Annotated in this window: 15 protein-coding genes, 1 tRNA gene and 2 pseudogenes; 4 read left to right on the top strand and 14 right to left on the bottom strand. The window is 67.7% G+C overall.

The genetic code is table 11. From position 1 onward, the window contains the following. From ACJ73U_RS23620 to ACJ73U_RS23605, 4 genes and pseudogenes are all read right to left on the bottom strand, one after another. Window positions 1-315 (bottom strand): annotated as a pseudogene (locus ACJ73U_RS23620) (2-oxoacid:ferredoxin oxidoreductase subunit beta); the annotation flags it as partial. Next, window positions 312-2,195, bottom strand: coding sequence for a 2-oxoacid:acceptor oxidoreductase subunit alpha (locus ACJ73U_RS23615; protein ID WP_407779869.1), 1,884 nt, complete (start codon window positions 2,193-2,195; stop codon window positions 312-314). The pseudogene ACJ73U_RS23620 and the gene ACJ73U_RS23615, both read right to left, overlap by 4 nt. A gap of 137 nt (window positions 2,196-2,332) precedes the next feature. Next, window positions 2,333-3,079, bottom strand: a complete 747-nt coding sequence (locus tag ACJ73U_RS23610) for an enoyl-CoA hydratase (protein ID WP_407779868.1) — start codon at window positions 3,077-3,079, stop codon at window positions 2,333-2,335. 102 nt (window positions 3,080-3,181) lie between these two features. Next, window positions 3,182-3,631 (bottom strand): Lrp/AsnC family transcriptional regulator, encoded by a 450-nt coding sequence (locus ACJ73U_RS23605; RefSeq protein WP_407779867.1) that lies wholly within the window; start codon window positions 3,629-3,631, stop codon window positions 3,182-3,184. Window positions 3,632-3,706: 75 nt separating this feature from the next. Here ACJ73U_RS23605 and ddaH point away from each other — a divergent pair, with 75 nt between their 5' ends. Beyond that, window positions 3,707-4,537: a dimethylargininase gene (gene ddaH / locus ACJ73U_RS23600; protein WP_407779866.1), complete on the top strand. Its 831-nt coding sequence runs from the start codon at window positions 3,707-3,709 to the stop codon at window positions 4,535-4,537. A 346-nt stretch (window positions 4,538-4,883) separates the two neighbouring features. Here ddaH and ACJ73U_RS23595 read toward each other — a convergent pair whose 3' ends face one another. Further along, window positions 4,884-5,024: a hypothetical protein gene (locus ACJ73U_RS23595; protein ID WP_407779865.1), complete on the bottom strand. Its 141-nt coding sequence runs from the start codon at window positions 5,022-5,024 to the stop codon at window positions 4,884-4,886. Window positions 5,025-5,060: 36 nt separating this feature from the next. Between ACJ73U_RS23595 and ACJ73U_RS23590 the strand changes: the two genes are divergently transcribed. Together ACJ73U_RS23590 and htpX are read left to right on the top strand one after the other, a co-directional pair. Beyond that, on the top strand, window positions 5,061-5,828 hold the full coding sequence (locus ACJ73U_RS23590; RefSeq protein ID WP_407779864.1) for a siderophore-interacting protein: 768 nt from the start codon (window positions 5,061-5,063) through the stop codon (window positions 5,826-5,828). Between the two features lie 84 nt (window positions 5,829-5,912). Beyond that, the gene (htpX, locus tag ACJ73U_RS23585; protein WP_407779863.1) at window positions 5,913-6,779 is read left to right on the top strand and encodes a zinc metalloprotease HtpX; all 867 of its coding nucleotides are present in this window, start codon (window positions 5,913-5,915) and stop codon (window positions 6,777-6,779) included. A gap of 35 nt (window positions 6,780-6,814) precedes the next feature. Here the strand turns inward: htpX and ACJ73U_RS23580 are convergent, their stop codons facing one another. Genes ACJ73U_RS23580 through ACJ73U_RS23570 form a run of 3 tightly spaced genes read right to left on the bottom strand, consistent with a single transcriptional unit; the run spans window position 6,815 to window position 9,486 of the window. After that, window positions 6,815-8,086 carry a type I restriction endonuclease gene (locus tag ACJ73U_RS23580; protein WP_407779862.1) on the bottom strand — a complete coding sequence of 424 codons (1,272 nt, stop codon included), beginning with the start codon at window positions 8,084-8,086 and terminating at the stop codon, window positions 6,815-6,817. 30 nt (window positions 8,087-8,116) lie between these two features. After that, window positions 8,117-8,998, bottom strand: coding sequence for a glucose-1-phosphate thymidylyltransferase RfbA (rfbA, locus tag ACJ73U_RS23575; RefSeq protein WP_407779861.1), 882 nt, complete (start codon window positions 8,996-8,998; stop codon window positions 8,117-8,119). Further along, window positions 8,995-9,486 carry a YajQ family cyclic di-GMP-binding protein gene (locus ACJ73U_RS23570; protein WP_407779860.1) on the bottom strand — a complete coding sequence of 164 codons (492 nt, stop codon included), beginning with the start codon at window positions 9,484-9,486 and terminating at the stop codon, window positions 8,995-8,997. Before ACJ73U_RS23570 ends, rfbA begins: the two co-directional genes overlap by 4 nt. A 125-nt stretch (window positions 9,487-9,611) precedes the next feature. Between ACJ73U_RS23570 and ACJ73U_RS23565 the strand changes: the two genes are divergently transcribed. After that, window positions 9,612-9,695, top strand: a tRNA-Tyr gene (locus tag ACJ73U_RS23565). Between the two features lie 121 nt (window positions 9,696-9,816). On the opposite strand, the gene ACJ73U_RS23560 is transcribed toward ACJ73U_RS23565, so the two are convergent. The 6 genes and pseudogenes from ACJ73U_RS23560 to ACJ73U_RS23535 all read right to left on the bottom strand — a co-directional run. Further along, window positions 9,817-11,157 carry a tyrosine-type recombinase/integrase gene (locus ACJ73U_RS23560; RefSeq protein WP_407779859.1) on the bottom strand — a complete coding sequence of 447 codons (1,341 nt, stop codon included), beginning with the start codon at window positions 11,155-11,157 and terminating at the stop codon, window positions 9,817-9,819. Continuing rightward, the gene (locus tag ACJ73U_RS23555; protein WP_407779858.1) at window positions 11,157-11,345 is read right to left on the bottom strand and encodes a helix-turn-helix transcriptional regulator; all 189 of its coding nucleotides are present in this window, start codon (window positions 11,343-11,345) and stop codon (window positions 11,157-11,159) included. The genes ACJ73U_RS23560 and ACJ73U_RS23555 overlap by 1 nt, the downstream gene beginning before the upstream one ends. Then, a complete protein-coding gene (locus ACJ73U_RS23550; protein ID WP_407779857.1) occupies window positions 11,342-12,715 on the bottom strand; it encodes a DUF3631 domain-containing protein in 1,374 nt (457 codons plus the stop codon). The genes ACJ73U_RS23555 and ACJ73U_RS23550 overlap by 4 nt, the downstream gene beginning before the upstream one ends. Further along, on the bottom strand, window positions 12,712-13,140 hold the full coding sequence (locus ACJ73U_RS23545) for a hypothetical protein (protein WP_407779856.1): 429 nt from the start codon (window positions 13,138-13,140) through the stop codon (window positions 12,712-12,714). The genes ACJ73U_RS23550 and ACJ73U_RS23545 overlap by 4 nt, the downstream gene beginning before the upstream one ends. Window positions 13,141-13,572: 432 nt before the next feature. After that, on the bottom strand, window positions 13,573-15,816 hold the full coding sequence (locus ACJ73U_RS23540; RefSeq protein ID WP_407779855.1) for a hypothetical protein: 2,244 nt from the start codon (window positions 15,814-15,816) through the stop codon (window positions 13,573-13,575). A gap of 17 nt (window positions 15,817-15,833) precedes the next feature. Further along, window positions 15,834-16,401 (bottom strand): annotated as a pseudogene (locus ACJ73U_RS23535) (hypothetical protein); the annotation flags it as partial.

Below are 16,401 nucleotides of genomic sequence, written 5' to 3'. Positions count from 1 at the left end.
GTCGGGTCGGGTGACGGCGAGGCCGGTGGCGATGGCGGGTGCGCGTCCGTGGATGGAGTGCATGCCGTAGGTGTTCATGTAGTAGGGGAAGCGGGAGGAGCAGCCGATTCCGGAGATGAAGACGATGTTTTCGCGTTTCAGTCCGAGTGTGGGTAGGAAGGATTGCATGGCGTTGAGCACCACGTAGTCCCCGCACCCGGGACACCAACGCACCTCCTGATCCGACTTGAAATCCTTCGCCTTCTGCGGCGCGTCGTCGGTGGGGACCAGGTCGAGTCCGCCCAGCGACGGAAGCCCCAGATCGACCGCGGTCATTCGCCAACCCCTTCAACGTGTTCGGTGAAGACGTGTTGCAGTTCCTCCGCCTTGAACGGCAGCCCGGCGACCTTGGTGTACGACTTGACGTCCACCAGGTACCTGCCGCGCAGCAGGAGCGCCAACTGCCCCATGTTCATCTCGGGCACGACGACCCGGTCGTAACGGTTCAGCACCTCGCGGAGGTTCTTCGGGAACGGGTTGAGGTGCCGCAGGTGCGCCTGCGCGATCGCCATCCCCTGCCCGCGCACCCGCCGGCAGCCGGCGCCGATCGGCCCGTAGCTCGAGCCCCAACCCAGTACCAGCACGCGCGCGTCACCGGTGGGGTCGTCGACGACGAGGTCCGGCACCTCGACGCCGTCCACCTTCGCCTGCCGCAGCCGGACCATGCGGTCGTGGTTGTCCGGGTCGTAGGAGATGCTGCCCTTGCCGTCTGCCTTCTCCAGCCCGCCGATGCGGTGCTGCAGCCCCGGCGTGCCCGGAATGGCCCACTGGCGGGCGAGCGTCTCGGTGTCGCGGACGTACGGCCAGTGCTCGTCGCTGCCGTCGAGCGCGTTGGGCTCGGTCGCGAACTTCACGTGCAGGTCCGGCAGGTCATCGACCTGCGGGACGAGCCACGGCTCGGACCCGTTGGCGATGGAGCCGTCGGAGAGCAGCAGCACGGGCGTGCGGTACTTCAGCGCGATCCGCGTCGCATCGAGGACCGCGTCGAAGCAGTCGCCGGGGGAGTTGGGCGCGATGATCGGCAGGGGCGACTCGCCGTTGCGCCCGTACATGGCCTGCAGCAGGTCGGCTTGCTCGGTCTTGGTCGGCAACCCCGTCGACGGGCCGCCCCGCTGCACGTCGATCACCAGCAGCGGCAGCTCGGCCATGACCGCGAGCCCGATCGTCTCCGCCTTCAACGCCAACCCCGGCCCCGAGGTGGTCGTGACCCCCAGGGAGCCGCCGTAGGCCGCACCCAACGCCGCACCGACACCCGCGATCTCGTCCTCGGCCTGCATGGTCGTCACGTTGAAGTTCTTGTGCTTGGACAGCTCGTGCAGGATGTCCGACGCCGGCGTGATCGGGTAGCTGCCGAGGAAGACGGGCAGCCCGGAGCACTGCCCGGCGGCGACGATCCCGTAGGCGAGCGCCGCGTTGCCGGTGATCTGGCGGTAGGTGCCGGCGGGGAACTGGGCCGGCGGCACCTGGAACGTGACCGCGAACGCCTCGGTCGTCTCGCCGTAGTTCCAGCCCGCCCGGAAGGCGAGCACGTTGGCCTCGGCGATGTCGGGCTTGCGGGCGAACTTCTCACGCAGGAAGCGTTCGGTGCCCTCGGTGGGCCGGTGGTACATCCACGACAGCAGCCCGAGCGCGAACATGTTCTTGCAGCGCTCGGCGTCCTTCTTCGACAGGCCGGTGCCCTCCAGCGCGCCCTGGGTGAGGGTGGCCATGGCGACCGCGTGGACCTGGAAGTTGGACAGCGAGTCGTCCTCGAGCGGGTTGGCGTCGTAGCCGACCTTGGTGAGGTTGCGCTTGCTGAACTCGTCGGTGTTGACGATGACCGTGCCCCCGACGGGTAGGTCACCGATGTTGGCCTTGAGCGCGGCCGGGTTCATGGCCACGAGGACGTCCGGCCGGTCGCCCGGGGTGAGGATGTCGTAGTCGGCGAAGTGCAGCTGGAACGACGAGACCCCCGGCAGGGTCCCCGCGGGGGCGCGGATCTCGGCGGGGAAGTTGGGCAGCGTGGCGAGGTCGTTGCCGAACGCGGCTGCCTCGGAGGTGAACCGGTCGCCGGTGAGCTGCATCCCGTCACCCGAGTCGCCGGCGAACCTGATCACGACCCGGTCGAGCTTGGTGACCCTGGTGGCCCGGCCGCCGCCGTTGACGCTGGTGGTCATTGCTGTGGTGGTCCCTCCCCTCGCACGGCTACGTGCGCTCTTTTCGAGGGTAGTCGTGCCTAACTAATGGTCGCCTTGGTCCACAGGATATTCGCGGCACACATCACAAAGTCGGATCTCACATGCCGAGACCCGCGTCACGCATGGCGGGATATCCGCGCCCGCATGGCTTCGAGCAACTCGGCGAAGGCAGGTGAGTCCATCGACGCGACCTGCGCGACCAGTTCCGTCTCGACGGCGTCCTCGTGCCGGTCGTGGGCGGCGGTCGTGCGGAGCGTGCGCTTGGTGGCGAGCAGAAGGTCCCGCGGCGCCTTGACGGCCGGCTGAGCGAACTCGACCGCCGCCGCGACCACGTCCTCGACCCTGGCGAACGCCAACCCGACCGCGACGGCCGCGTCCGCGTCGAGCACCTGCCCGAACAGCGTCATGGCGGCGGCGACCTGCGGCCCGACGATCCGCTGGGCCATCCAGGTCATGCCCCCACCCGGGTGCAGCCCCAGCTGGAGGAACCGCGCGTCGAAACGAGCCTTGGGCCCCGCCAGCCGCACGTCGCAGGCGAGCGCGAGGTTGAGCCCCGCCCCGACCGCGGCCCCGTTGACAGCCGCGACAGTCGGCAACGAGGACCGAGCCACGGCGAGAAACCCGGCGTAGATGGCCCGCAACCCGTCCTCACGAGCCTCCCCGAGTGCCGTGAGATCAGCCCCGGCGCAGAAGGCAGGCGGCGCCCCGGTGACCACGATCGCGGAGACGGCGTCGTCCCCCTCACAGGCGGCCACATGCTCGACGAGCTGGGCAGACATGTCGATGGTGAGGGAGTTCCGCCGCTCGGGAAGGTCGATCGTGATGACCCCGACCCCGTCGCGCGGCTCAAGCAAGACACTCATGGGAGGACCCTAAGACGTGCACCCCCGAAAGACCCTCCCCAACGAGGGTAGAACACCCACGACGACGCCGCCGCGCCTCGCGGAACCACCGGCCCACCCCACTCAGCTCACCTCCGGCGCCGGTGGCCGCTCCAGCAGCGTCGACAACACCACCGTCGACACCGTCCGGTCGATCATGTCGACGGCCCGCAGCCGCTCCAACGCGTCCTCGAGGTGGTGGATGTTCCCCGCCCGCAGGTGGACGATCGCGTCGGCCGCGCCGGACACCGTGTAGGCCGCGACCACCTCCGGCAGCGGCAGCAACCGCGCGCGAATGCGGTCCGGCGTCACGTTCCCGATGCAGTGGACCTCGACGAACGCCTCCGTGCCCCACCCGAGCGCCTCCGGGTTGACCACGGCGGTGAAGCCCCGCAGCACCCCGGCGTCCAGCAGCCGGTCCACCCGCCGCTTCACCGCGGGTGCCGACAGCCCGACCACCTTGCCGATCTCCGAGTAGCTTCGGCGCGCGTCGGACACCAGCTGCGAAATGATTCGCTGATCTATCACGTCCACACGCAACATACTGCCGCTTACACGGCACTAGTGCGACATTGATCGCCGGTCAGGGCCGGATTTACATTATGAATCATGAATGGCCGCGAGCAGACCAGGCGTCGCTACCTGATGTGCGAGCCCAAGTACTTCGCCGTGGAGTACTCGATCAACCCGTGGATGAACCCGGACGAACCGGTCAGCGCCGAGCTCGCGGTCAAGCAGTGGACCGAGCTGGCGGACACCTACCGCCGCCTCGGCCACCGCGTCGACACCATCCGCCCGGTCCCCGGCCTGCCCGACATGGTCTTCGCGGCCAACTCGGGCACCGTGGTCCACGGCCGCGTCCTGGGCGCCCGGTTTCGTGCCCGGCAGCGCACCGCCGAGGCCGACCACTTCCGCCGCTGGTTCGCCGACCACGGCTACCGCGACGTGGTCATGCCCACAGCCACCAACGAGGCCGAGGGCGACTTCGCGTGGACCGGCCAGTTCCTGCTGGCAGGCACGGGCTTCCGCACCGACCCGGCCGCCCACGCCGAAGCCCAGGAGGTCCTCGGCGTCCCCGTGGTCTCACTGCGGTTGGTCGACCCCCGCTACTACCACCTGGACACGGCCCTGTTCGTCCTCGAGGAGGCGAGCCCCACCCGCCCGGCCCACATCGCCTACTACCCGGACGCCTTCTCCCCGGGCTCCCAACGCGTCCTGAACCACCTGTTCCCGAACGCGGTGATCGCCACCACCGCCGACGCGGAATGCCTCGGCCTGAACGGCGTCTCCGACGGCCGCAACGTCGTACTCCCCATCGAAGCCACCCACCTGGCCGACCAACTGATCAACGAAGGCTACGACCCAACCTTCGTGGACATCTCCGAACTACGAAAGTCCGGCGGCGGCCCCAAGTGCTGCACGCTGGAAATCCGCGACTGACCCGGTCACTCCCTGTAAAGACTCCTCGGCCAGCGTCAGGCCCGAATCCGCTGCTCATCAGCGGTTTCGGTACACCGGCGCTGGCAGAGTCGTCTGTGGCACTCTGTCGATGACAGTGGTTGGTTGGCGGTGTCCACGGAACAGCCACGGAACAGGGTGCCGCTCAGTGCGGGTCAGTAACCTGCGCAAACAGGCGGTCGATCCGCTCGTTGGACGTCGAGCGAGACCCGTCGAGGCACCGAGCGTAGACCTTCGACAAGACCTCGACCGTGTGCCCGGCCCGCTCCGCGACCTCAGCCACGGGCGCGGCGGCCGCAAGCCATGTCGACACAGCGGCGTGACGAGGTCATAGGGCCGCCGAGCAAGCGGTGACGCGGCCTGCTCGGGCCGTCGCCTCGGCCCGGTCGAGTGCCGCGCGGGTCAGCTCGACCGACGTCGTCGACCCCGCCGCCAGCCGGCGTGCCTGTGTCCCCAACCCCTCGTACATGCGGTCGAACGATAGGGCGGTGAGAGGATGGGCGCGATGAACACGACCGTGAGCAGGCGTTCGCGCCGGCAGCAGACGAAGTTGTGGCGGGTCCCGGTGGTGCGGGTGGTGCGGCTGACGCCCCGGATGACCAGGGTCACCGTCGGCGGCCCCGACCTCGCCGACTTCGCCTACGCCGGCACCGACCAGAACGTGATGCTCTACTTCTACCCCGACGACGTCGAGCTGCCGGAGCCGCTGACCCTGGAGTCCGCGCGCGGCATGTGGTCCCAGGTCCGGCCGCTGACCAGGACGTACACGGTGAGCCGCTACGACCGGGGCGCGTGCGAGCTCGACTTCGACTTCGTGCTGCACGCCGACGCGGGCCCGGCCTCGGACTGGGCGAAGCGGGCGGCCCCCGGCGACCGGCTGATCTTCGTCGGCCCGTCCCCCGCCTACCAGCCCGACCCGGCGGCCGACTGGCACCTGCTGGCCGGCGACGAGACCGCGCTGCCCGCGATCACGGCGATCCTGCGGGTGCTGCACCCGGACGTGCCGGTGCGGGTGTTCGTCGAGGTTGACAACGCCGAGGAGGAGCAGCCCCTGCCGGCTGAGGTGACGTGGCTGCACCGGGACGGCACGGACGACCTGCTGGCCCGGGCGGTGGCGGCCGCCGAGCTGCCGGCCGGCCGGGTGGACGCGTGGCTGGCGGGGGAGCGGGCGTCGATGGTGGCGCTGCGTCAGCACCTGCTGACCGATCGTGGCTACGAGCGGTCCAGGGTACGGCCGACAACGTACTGGCGCAGGGGCGAGACAGGCAACTGACCTGCGGATTCGCCGACGCGGCGGGAACCTTCGACCTCAGTGATCCGTTATTCGGGGTGAAAGCGACGTCACGGAGGCGTAGAAGTGCACAAGCACTACAACGGGCTGAAGACCGCGTTGCTGCTCGGCGGCATGAGCGCGCTGATCATCCTGATCAGCGGGCTTTTCGGGCGTGGTGCGTTGTTCATCGGTCTCGCGGTCGCCCTGCTGATGAACGGGTACGCCTACTTCAACTCGGACAAGCTGGCGCTGAAGGCGATGCGCGCCAGACCGGTGTCGCAGGCGGAACAACCGGCGATGTACCGGATGGTGCGGGAGCTGGCCACTTCGGCCCGCCAGCCGATGCCGAGCCTGTACGTGAGTCCCACCATGGCCCCGAACGCGTTCGCGACCGGAAGGAACCCGCGCAACGCGGCGGTCTGCTGCACCACCGGCATCCTGGAACTACTGGACGAACGCGAACTACGCGCGGTGCTGGGCCACGAACTGTCGCACGTGTACAACCGCGACATCCTCATCTCCTGCGTGGCGGGCGCCCTGGCGAGCGTGGTGAGCGTGCTGGCCAACCTGGCCATGTTCGCGGGCTTCTTCGGCGGCGACGACGACCGCCCGAACCCACTGACCATGCTGCTACTGGCAATCCTGGGCCCGGTGGCGGCGGGCATAGTGCAGATGGCGGTGAGCCGCTCCCGCGAGTACCAGGCAGACGCGTCAGGCTCCGAGCTGACCGGCGACCCACTGGCACTGGCGTCCGCACTGCGAAAGCTGGAGTACGGCACGGCACGGGCCCCACTCGCCCCGGAGCCACAGGTGGTGTCCCAGTCCCACCTGATGATCGCCAACCCGTTCCGTCCGGGTGAGCAGATGGCCCGTCTCTTCTCGACCCACCCGCCGATCCCGGACCGCATCCGCCGCCTGGAAGAAATGGCCCGCCGCAACGGCCTGCGTTGAGAAGGTCCGGCGTCCGCGCCGGACCTTCTCGACAATCAGTCCGCGAGAACCGGGCCGGCCGGCGGAACGGGTTCCTCGTCGGCAGAAGCAGGTCTGGCCAAATACCTGGCCACGGTCTTTCTCAGGTAGTCGGCGTGCTGGTAGATCTCCTGGACGTCAGCGATGGGAAGACGTGTCTCCATTTTGTGCTCGTCGAACACGCCGAGGTACTTCTTCGACCGGTTGAGCCAGAGCCGCGCGATGGGCTTGCGGTTGTTGTCGTCGAGCAATATCCCGCAGTAGGTCTTGGTGTCCCGGGCGATCACCCGGGAAACCGGCACCTCACTGCAGACAATCGCCCGCACGATCCGGTAGCCCTCGATTTCCTCCTCGGTGGTGATCACATCACCGACGACGTCCGCCGCGCTTTCTTCGGCGGCAGGCTCGGCCTCGACCGCGTCCTTCGAGACGCTCACATAGGAGTCCGGGCCGCCGAGCGCGTTCTTGAGCCGGTCGTTGACCTGCTCGTTCAGGAACTGGCGCGCCGCCTTGGTGACGAGGGGGACGAACTGCTCCCGCACCCGTTGCGTGAACGACCCCTCGTACACGCGGGTGGTCAGGAATCGGACCCAGTCGTCCTCGGGCTCCTTGAACTGCGCAGCGAGAACCCGCTTCAGCTGGCCGATGTACTTGAGCTCGCCCGCGGCACTGATCACGGAGTCGAGGTCGAACGACTCCTTCGTGAGCTTGGCCAGCTCGGGCAGGAGCGTCTCGTCGAGCGCGGAGAAGTCGAGGACCAGGAACGGTTTGGCGTCCATGCGGTTGGGCGCGTCGAGGTCCGTGTAGAACTGGTAGACCTCGCCGTTGGTGAGCACGGCGATCCGGGCGTAGGTCACCGCGAAGTAGCGGAACAGCTGTGAGGCGTGCTCGATCCGGAGCGGATCGTTGATCTTCTTGACCTCGACCAGCAGCTGGATCTTCCCGTCGTGCGCGACGGCGTAGTCGATCTTCTCGCCTTTCTTGGTGCCCACGTCCGCGGTGAACTCGGGAATCACCTCGGCCGGATTGAACACGTCGTAACCGAGCACGGTGCTGATGAACGGCATGACGAAGGCGTTCTTGGTCGCTTCCTCCGTCTGGATGCCCGCCTTCTGCTTCCGAATCTTCAGCGCCAACGCCTGGGTGCGTTCAGCAATGTCCATATCGACCTCCGGAGTGATGCCAGGAGAGTCGACAGGACCAACGGCCGTGTTACCGAAGCCGCTGTCCGGTTTGGGAAATCCCGCAGTGCTGAAAGATGGGTGAAAAAATGACGGCCCGGCATTCACACGGGATACCGGGCCGGAACGCGGGGGAGATCAGCCGGTGGCGCCGGCGGCGAGGGCGACCTCCATCACGTAGTCGCCGTAGCCGGACTTGGCCAGTTTGCTGCCCAGGGCGTAGCAGTCGTCCGGGCTGATGAAGCCGTTGTCCATGGCGATCTCCTCCAGGCAGGCGATGCGCACGCCCGTCCGGTGCTCCAGGACCTGCACGAACTGGCCGGCCTCCAGCAGCGAGTCGTGCGTGCCGGTGTCCAGCCACGCGAAGCCGCGGCCCAGGTCCAGCAGCCGGGCACGTCCCTGCCGCAGGTAGTTCATGTTCACGTCGGTGATCTCGAGCTCGCCGCGGGCCGACGGCTTCAGGCCCTTCGCGATCTCCACCACCTCGTTGTCGTAGAAGTACAGGCCCGTGATCGCCCGGTTCGACTTCGGCTTGGCGGGCTTCTCCTCGATCGACAGCAGCTTGCCCGTCTCGTCGACCTCGCCCACGCCGTAGCGCTGGGGGTCCTTGACCGGGTAGCCGAACAGGACCGCGCCGTCGAGGCCGTCGACGTGCTCGTGCATGACCGCGGAGAAGTCCGCGCCGAAGAAGATGTTGTCGCCGAGCACCAGGGCCACGTCGTCGTCGCCGACGAAGGTCTCGCCGATGATGAACGCCTCGGCCAGGCCGTTCGGCTGGGGCTGCTCGGCGTAGGACAGCTCGACGCCCCACTGGTTGCCGGTGCCCAGCAGCCGCTGGAAGCTCGGCATGTCCTGGGGCGTGGTGATGACCAGGATGTCCCGGATGCCGGCCAGCATGAGCACCGACAGCGGGTAGTAGATCATCGGCTTGTCGTACACCGGCAGGAGCTGCTTGGAGACCGCCTGCGTGATCGGATGCAGCCGGGTCCCACTGCCCCCCGCGAGGACGATGCCCTTCATCGGTAGTTGGTGAACTGGAGGGCGATGCCGAAGTCGGACGACTTCAGCAGCTGGATGACCTCCTGCAGGTGGTCCTTCTTCTTGCCGGACACCCGCAGCTGGTCGCCCTGGATCTGCGCCTGCACGCCCTTGGGCGCCTCGTCCCGGATCTTCTTGGCGATCTTCTTGGCGTTCTCCGACGAGATGCCCTGCACGATGCTGCCGGTCACCTTGTAGATCTTGCCGGAGACACTCGGCTCACCCACCTCGAACGCCTTGAGCGAGATCTGCCGCTTGACCAGCTTGTCCTTGAACACGTCAATCGCGGCCTTGCACCGCTCCTCGGTCTCCGCCTCGATGGTGATGGCCTCCTCACCGGCCCACTTGACGGACGCCCCGGTACCCCGGAAGTCGAAGCGCGTGGACAGCTCCTTGCTCGCCTGGTTGAGCGCGTTGTCGACCTCCTGCCGGTCAACCTTGCTCACCACGTCGAAGGACGGATCCGCCACCAGTCTCACCTCTCGAGCCACGTGTCAGGTACCCGGGCGAGCCTACCGCTGAGAGGGATACCGGTTGGCAGGCCCGCGAACCCGTTCGGTATGGTTTCGCCCGTCCGAACAGATCGGACGCTCCTGGCGGGTTGCCCGAGTGGTCAAAGGGAGCAGACTGTAAATCTGTCGCGCAAGCTACGCAGGTTCGAACCCTGCACCCGCCACCACATGCTAAAACGGCCCACTGACCAGGTAAAACAGGTCAGCGGGCCGTTCGTGTGTTGTCCGGTTGTGTCCGGTCGTAGCTGATCGTCTACGGCTGGTTGTGCCTAATACGTGCCCAAGTTTTCAGCCGGTCATGGCCTGCTGAACCTTGGCTCGCGCGGCCTGCTCACCTCCGTCAAGGCACTTGGCGTAGACCCGCAGCAGCACGGCGACGCTGTGCCCTGCCCACTCGGCGACCCTGGTCGCCTCGACGCCAGCGTTGAGCCATGTCGACACCGCTGCGTGACGCAGGTCATAGGGCCGTTTGGCGAGTGGCGACGCGACGACTTCCGGCGTGAACGCTGCCTCGCGCGCCTTGGCCCACACGCGGCCGTAGACCGAGCTGGGCAGCCGGCCACCCCCACGGGTGCCCCAGAACAGCCGGCCGTCCGGCGCGGTGCCGTGCGTGTCCAGGTGCCGATGCAGGATCGCGGTCAGTTCCGGCGAACATGGCACGGTCCGTCCTGTGCCGGCCTCGCGGTGCTTGAGTCCACGTGCCTCGCTTCGCTCCCCGCTGTCGGTCCACTCCGCGCCGATCTCCGGTGCTGCCGACTGCAGGAAGATCTCGCCCCAGCCCTCGTCCGGTATCGCCAGGTTCGTCTTGCCAAGGTTGGCCGCTTCCTCGGGTCGCAGTGCGGCGAAGTACATCAGCCCGAAGAACGCGACCAGTCGACGACTCACGTCGTCAACGGCCCGCAGAAGCGTCCGTGCCTGAACCGGGTTCGCGACACAGCGCCGATCCACCTCATGCACAACGGTCTTCACCTTGGAGACCTTGATTTCCTTGAGTGGATTCTCGTTGAGCACCTTCCGCTCAACGGCGAAATCGAGCGCGTTCCCGAGCGTGATCCGACGTAGGCGAATAGTGTCCTGTGCCGCGCGTTTCCCGTCCAGCTTCTTGTCAATACTGCCGAGCAATGCGCGCAACGCGTCTGGTTTCGCCAGGTCGTTCACAGCACGACTGTTGCGCGAAATCCACCGTGTCTCTTCGGTCGGTGGTCGCGTGTTGACGTTGAACGCCTGGCGTAGCGTCTTCCGCAGCTTCTCCGCTTCGCTCTTATCAGTGGGTGGGTTGCGGAGCATCGCCACCGTGATAGGCACCAAAGCGTCAGCGGTTGACTTCCGGTGCCCTGGCGACGAGGTGGGCCACTTCATGTCCATGTACGCGCACGCGAAGTCAAACCACGGTGTCTTGGTCTGCTTCGTCTGAAGCATCGTGACGGGCAGGCCCGACTCAACGTCGAACGCAACGCCTTCCCGTGCTGCCGTCAGCAACTTTGACCGGAACCCGTCGGCCAGCTTCCGTGTGGCGAAATACTCCTTGAATGCTTTCCCGTTGACAGCCCAACGGGCTTGGTAGGTCGTCTTTCGCTTACCCTCGTAAACGCCGATGCCCCAGATTCGCACCTTGAACGAAGTTGCCATCACGCCACCTGGCCGATCTGGTGAGACGATGCCCACGCTTCGATGTCTCGCCGATCAATTCGGAGCTGACCATTCGGCAGTTTGAAGACGCGCGGTGCCTCACCTTTCGCCAGCCACTCATAGAAGGTGGAACGGGCGATCTTCCATTCTGTGCAGAATTCCGCGACTTTCAGCAACTCGCGCTTCATGCTGACGCGTCCCCCTCCGTGCCGGTGCCTGACGTGGCGGCGGGCAGGTAGCGGTCCCAGGCGTCGGTCAGGCCGACCTGGTCTTTCGTGGGGTAGGTGACGTAGCCCTTGACGGTGGTGTTGGTGTCGTCCTTGAACGCGACGGGGCCGACGCTGTAGCGGGAAAGCTCGCTGGCCAGGCGGCGGCCGTCGAGCTGTCGGCCCTTGCCGTCCAGGTCGCCCCACGGGGCCTCTTCCAGGTTGACGAGATCGACAAGCAGGGCCTTGGTCGCAAGCCTGTCCGTGTTGTGACGACGGAAGACGGTGCGGAGGTCGGCCAGCAGCCGCACGCCGTTGGTGACCGGTTGGGAGTTGCGGAGCACGAAGTGTGCGCACGCCTTCCGTGCGGTCTCCGGCCAGTGCCCACCCGCCGCGTCGGCGATCGCGATCAGGGGTTCCCAGATCTCCGCTGAGCGGTCCACCACACCATCCGGGAGTGCAGGCATGGCTTCGCCGATCTCGTCGGCCACCGACGCGATCCAGGCCGCGAGAGCTTCCCGGATCGGCCGGGCGTCCCGCTCTGCCGTGCGTTGCCGGAACTGTTCAACCTTCTGGTCAGCGCGGCGGCGGCGCATGTGGACGGTGACCGCCCGCGTGGTGATCGTGTCCGGCATGTTCCCGGCGATGCCGCCGAGTGCGACCGGCGCGAACACAGGGAACCGCTCGATCTTTATGGCCTTGGCGTCCCCGGCACACCGGGTGACGGTCGCGCCCTGCTTGTAGCCGGCATTGAGCAGGCCGCGAAGGTCTTCGTTGCCTCCCTTGTTGTTGAACACGGTGTCGACTTCGTCGAACAGGATCGTGATCCTGCTGGCCGACACCAGCCGGAACAGCGCGGCCGGGGTGGTGGAGATGGTGGACTCTGGCGCGTGCACCAGCAGCGACGCCACCTCAAGAACGCGGGTCTTGCCCGACCCCGGTTCGGCTGAGTCGAGGATCAGGCGCGGGGTGATGTAGAACCGGTCCGCCGCGTGCGTGTGGGCGAACCACAGCGCGATCGTCGGCGCACAGTGCTCGTCGGGGAACACCACGAATCGGTTCAGGAACGCGGTCACGTCGTCCAGTACTTCGTTACCCGGCCGCAGTTCGGGGGGTGTCGGTGCGAGCCACGTCAACGGCCGCTCCGGTGCCTGCTCTGGCATCTCGTCACTGGGCCGCTGGCCGTTGTCAACCGGCACAGTGTCGGCCTGAGCGTCCCGCCACGCAGTGCCGCAGGTCTCGGAGCAGAAGTCCGGCGACGGCGCGTCGTCGCCCAGCTCCCGGCCGCACTTCTGGCAGCCACCAACCGCCTGGTCGATTGCGGCCAATGTCGTCTCCAGGTCGGTGCTCACGCGGCATCCCTCCTCGGTGCGGTAGCGAGCCGTGCGGCGCGCGGGCAGTCGGAGCAGCGGACCCAACTCAGGTCGGGTAGTCGAGCCGCGTACTCGGCGGGCAGGGGGTGAACGAGGGTCACGGTCGTGCCGCACGCCCCGCAGGGAGCGGTGGACGTGAGTTGGCGGCGGCGGACCAGTTCGGCGTGGGACGGACCGACGCCGTACCCAAGATCCGTTCGGGCACGCGAGATCTCCGCCGACGCTTCCTTGTGCGCGCGTCGCCACTCGGTGGCGAACCAGTCCAGCTCGTCCCGCAGCCGCGCGGCGATCGCGTCCGGGGTGCTCTCGATCAGGTAGGCCAGTGCCGGCCGGAGGGCGGCGGCCAGCTTGCGCGGGTCCCGTTCGGCCAGCGCCAGCCACTCCGGAGTGCCCAGCGCGGGCACCGGAGCGAGATCGGCGAGTAGACGGTGTGCCCCATGCGCGCACGGCGTCTACGTCGGGCCTGTGGTGGGCCAGCCAGGCGCGTACCGCGTCCAGGTTGGTCGGATCGGGTAGTGGTGTGGCGTGCACGGGTGGTGCTCCGTTCTGGCCGTCAGCATCAGCGCGTGCGCCCAAGCGGTGGGCGTCTTCTGTGGCACTGGTGACGAACCGATCGTCACACTGTGTGACTAACGATGGGTAGGTGGTGCCGCAGCAGGTGAGGGAATCGGGAGGGAATCAGCGGGGGAATCCGCTAGCAGAGAGGGAGAATTCCCTTCCTGGCCTCAGTGCGGTGTTCTCCAGCGTTGAGCTGTGGTTTCGTGGTCGAAGGGAGCGGGGGAGGCGAGGGAGAACCCGCCCGCGTGAGCGGGCTGCGGGCGGGTTTCCGGTCTCGACTACGCGTTCCCTCCCTCGCGGTTGGTGAGAGCGGCGCGGACACGGTCGGTGAACACCATGAGGACGCCGACCTTGGTGACCTTGCAGCCGTGGGCGGCGAGCTGGTCACGCAGCGACTCAGCGGTGAGCGACGCGTAGGGACGGTGGTGGGGTGCAAGCTCACGCAGGCGGGCACACACGTCGGTGGCCTTGACCTTGTCCTCACCAGGCGCGAGGACGGCGGCCACGTCGGCGAGCAGGTCCCGCTGCTCAGGTTCGGCGGCGGCCAGGCGGCGGGTCCGGCCACCGCGCAGTTCGAGGCCACGGGCGACGATCGCGGTTTTCTGGGCGTCGGTGAGGTTGTAGGAGCGCAGCAGGCCGGGCTGGTCGGTGAACCCGACCGCGACGCAGGTGCCGACGTCGTTGAGCGCGACGACCTTCCCTGCCTTCTTCACGGCCGGCTTGAGTTCCAGCGCGGACAGCCCGTTCTCGTACGCCTTCTCGCCCAGGACGACGTTGTTGCGGGTCTTGTCGCCGATGGCGAAGCACGCCTTGTTCGTGGTGACCGCGACCAGGTCACGCGGTAGCGACTGGTCAGACGGGGTGGGAGTGGCGAAACACAGCACGATCCCGTACTTGCGGGCCGCCGAGTAGAACCGAACCACCAGATTGACCAGCTCGCGCCGGTCCTCGGGCTTGTCCTGCCGGAAGAAGCTCTGGCACTCGTCGATCACCACGAACCGGGGCCGCAACCGCTCGTCCCGCTCGGCGATCTCGCGGGTCACCGAGTACTCGCCGTACTCGCGCAGCAGGCGGCCACGCTCGGCAAGGCTGTCCTTGAGCTGGTGGATGTGATTCATGCAGGCGCCGACGTTCTCGGCGGTGTCGCCCATCGAGATCACCGACGCGACCGGCCGCAGCCACTCGAAGTCGTTGTTCTCGGCGAAGCAGAACACGTCGATGTCCACCACCGGGTCCAGCACCGCGCCGGCCAACTCGTTCTGGATCAGCGTGGACTTACCCGACCCCATGATTCCGGCCTTGACGAAGTTGCGTTCGAACACCGGCGTGGTGACCTCGTTCCACCGGGCGTCGATCCCGACCGGGAACCCGGTCCAGAAGTCAGTTTGCGCACTGGACAGGTCCGCGAGAAGCGGGTAGTCCGGCACCGACTCCCGCAGCGAACCCGGGTCCAGGACCAGCGCTTTCATCGCCATCGGGTCGGACTCCTCGACCTCGACCCACACCTCTTCCGGGCGGCGGCCCAGGTTGTGCGCCAGCACCGACTTGCGCGCGTTGATGCTGGTCGCCGGAACGCCACCGGGCAGCCGCAACGCGAACTCCCAGCCGTGCCCGACCGGCAGCGGCGGCTGCACCCACGTGGGCTGGACCGTGGAGCCCCACCCCTCCTTGAACTTCTTGTTCAGCGCCGGGTGCCCCAGGTTGCGCAACGCGTTCATGATCATGCTCTCGTCCACCGCGAGATCGGTCCGCGCGGTCTCGGCGGTGCGGGCCTGCAACCACTCCGGCACGTCACCATGCCGCCGACCCTGGCTGTAGAGGTAGAACAGGCCCGCCGCGGTGGCTCCGGTGAGCATGAGCGCGCCGTAGGCGGACACGAACCACACCATGAACGCGATCGCGTTCAGCACCGCCGAGATGGGGCCGATGACGTCGGCGAGATCACCGGTGTTGATCGCGGTGATAATGCCGATAACCAGCAGGAACAGGGAGAACCCGAGGATGGCGAGGGTGCCGTACTTGATCCACAGCCACGGGTTGAGGTAGCCCATCCAGTCCATCACCCGACGGTGACGGCGCTCCTTCTCCGCCACGTCGGCTTCCTGCCAGTACCGCAAAGCCTCCTGGTCACCGGCCATCTCCGCCGCCCGCATCTGCCTCTCGTACCGGCCGACCCCGTGCGCGTCCCGCCACCGACGCCACACCACACCGACCCCGGCGACCGGGTAGGCGAGTAGGTGCCGCGCCACGGTCTTCGTGCGCTGGTGGGTGACCACCGTCCGCGCACCCTGGTAGACGGTCACCACGTCCTGCCGGTAGCCGCGCCACCGGGCGAGCGCCAGCGCCTTCTGCCGCTCGTTGAACTCCCGCGCGGTCACGATCTCGCCTTCCAGGACCGGCCCGGCCGCCTCGATCTCGGTGCGGTCGGTGCGGCGGGCGGGTAGGTAGCGGACGTTCGACTCCTCCAGGCCGTCCGTGTCGATCGGGCCGTTGGTCATGTCGTTGGTCGTGTTGTCGCTCATGACTCGTGTCCCCTCGATCAGTGGTTCGGGCGGTAGGTGTCGCGCAGCTCCCGCGCACGGGCGGGGGAGCAGTGCAGAGCACGGCGGATCGACTCAGCGGACGTGGGGTCGATCGAGCGGGGGTCGGCCTCGATCCGCGTGGACAGCTCCGCGCGTAGGTCCTCGATCGATCGCGCCGACATCTGCCGTGGCTTGCGGCTGGACTTCCGGGGCGACCGGGATCGCTTCCCCGGCCGATCCGAACCGCTGTCGTTGGTGTCGATCGGGGTCGATTCCTGCTGGTCACCCTGCCGGTTGGGGGCGCGATCGAGCGTGGCGACACCGCCACCCGTCGCCGGACGGTCGGTCGGCCGGGACAGGGTGGGATGCGTGCCGTTGAGCAGATCGGCCAACTCCCGGTCCAGCGCGTCCCAACCGGTGTCCAGCGCCGGGGTGACCGGCAGGCCGGGCAGGGCGATCGAGTCGAGCCGACCCCGACGCCACGGCGCGAACCGGGACCGGGTGAGCCGGTACTGACCGGGGGCGAACAGCAGCCGCGCCGAACCGTGCTGGTCGATCTCCGCGACCGCCGCGCGCACGGCGGCC

Origin of the sequence: Actinophytocola sp. (assembly GCF_045807065.1) — a bacterium.
Taxonomy (GTDB): domain Bacteria; phylum Actinomycetota; class Actinomycetes; order Mycobacteriales; family Pseudonocardiaceae; genus Actinophytocola.
This window is presented reverse-complemented; position numbering and strand designations above follow the sequence as displayed.

What these genes read in the sequence shown, in the direction of transcription:
- ACJ73U_RS23615 (WP_407779869.1), bottom strand. Translation starts at nt 2,195, where the DNA reads ATGACCACCAGCGTCAACGGCGGCGGCCGGGCCACCAGGGTCACCAAG.
- ACJ73U_RS23610 (WP_407779868.1), bottom strand. Translation starts at nt 3,079, where the DNA reads ATGAGTGTCTTGCTTGAGCCGCGCGACGGGGTCGGGGTCATCACGATC.
- ddaH (WP_407779866.1), top strand. Translation starts at nt 3,707, where the DNA reads ATGAATGGCCGCGAGCAGACCAGGCGTCGCTACCTGATGTGCGAGCCC.
- ACJ73U_RS23595 (WP_407779865.1), bottom strand. Translation starts at nt 5,024, where the DNA reads ATGTACGAGGGGTTGGGGACACAGGCACGCCGGCTGGCGGCGGGGTCG.
- ACJ73U_RS23590 (WP_407779864.1), top strand. Translation starts at nt 5,061, where the DNA reads ATGAACACGACCGTGAGCAGGCGTTCGCGCCGGCAGCAGACGAAGTTG.
- rfbA (WP_407779861.1), bottom strand. Translation starts at nt 8,998, where the DNA reads ATGAAGGGCATCGTCCTCGCGGGGGGCAGTGGGACCCGGCTGCATCCG.
- ACJ73U_RS23560 (WP_407779859.1), bottom strand. Translation starts at nt 11,157, where the DNA reads ATGGCAACTTCGTTCAAGGTGCGAATCTGGGGCATCGGCGTTTACGAG.
- ACJ73U_RS23555 (WP_407779858.1), bottom strand. Translation starts at nt 11,345, where the DNA reads ATGAAGCGCGAGTTGCTGAAAGTCGCGGAATTCTGCACAGAATGGAAG.
- ACJ73U_RS23540 (WP_407779855.1), bottom strand. Translation starts at nt 15,816, where the DNA reads ATGAGCGACAACACGACCAACGACATGACCAACGGCCCGATCGACACG.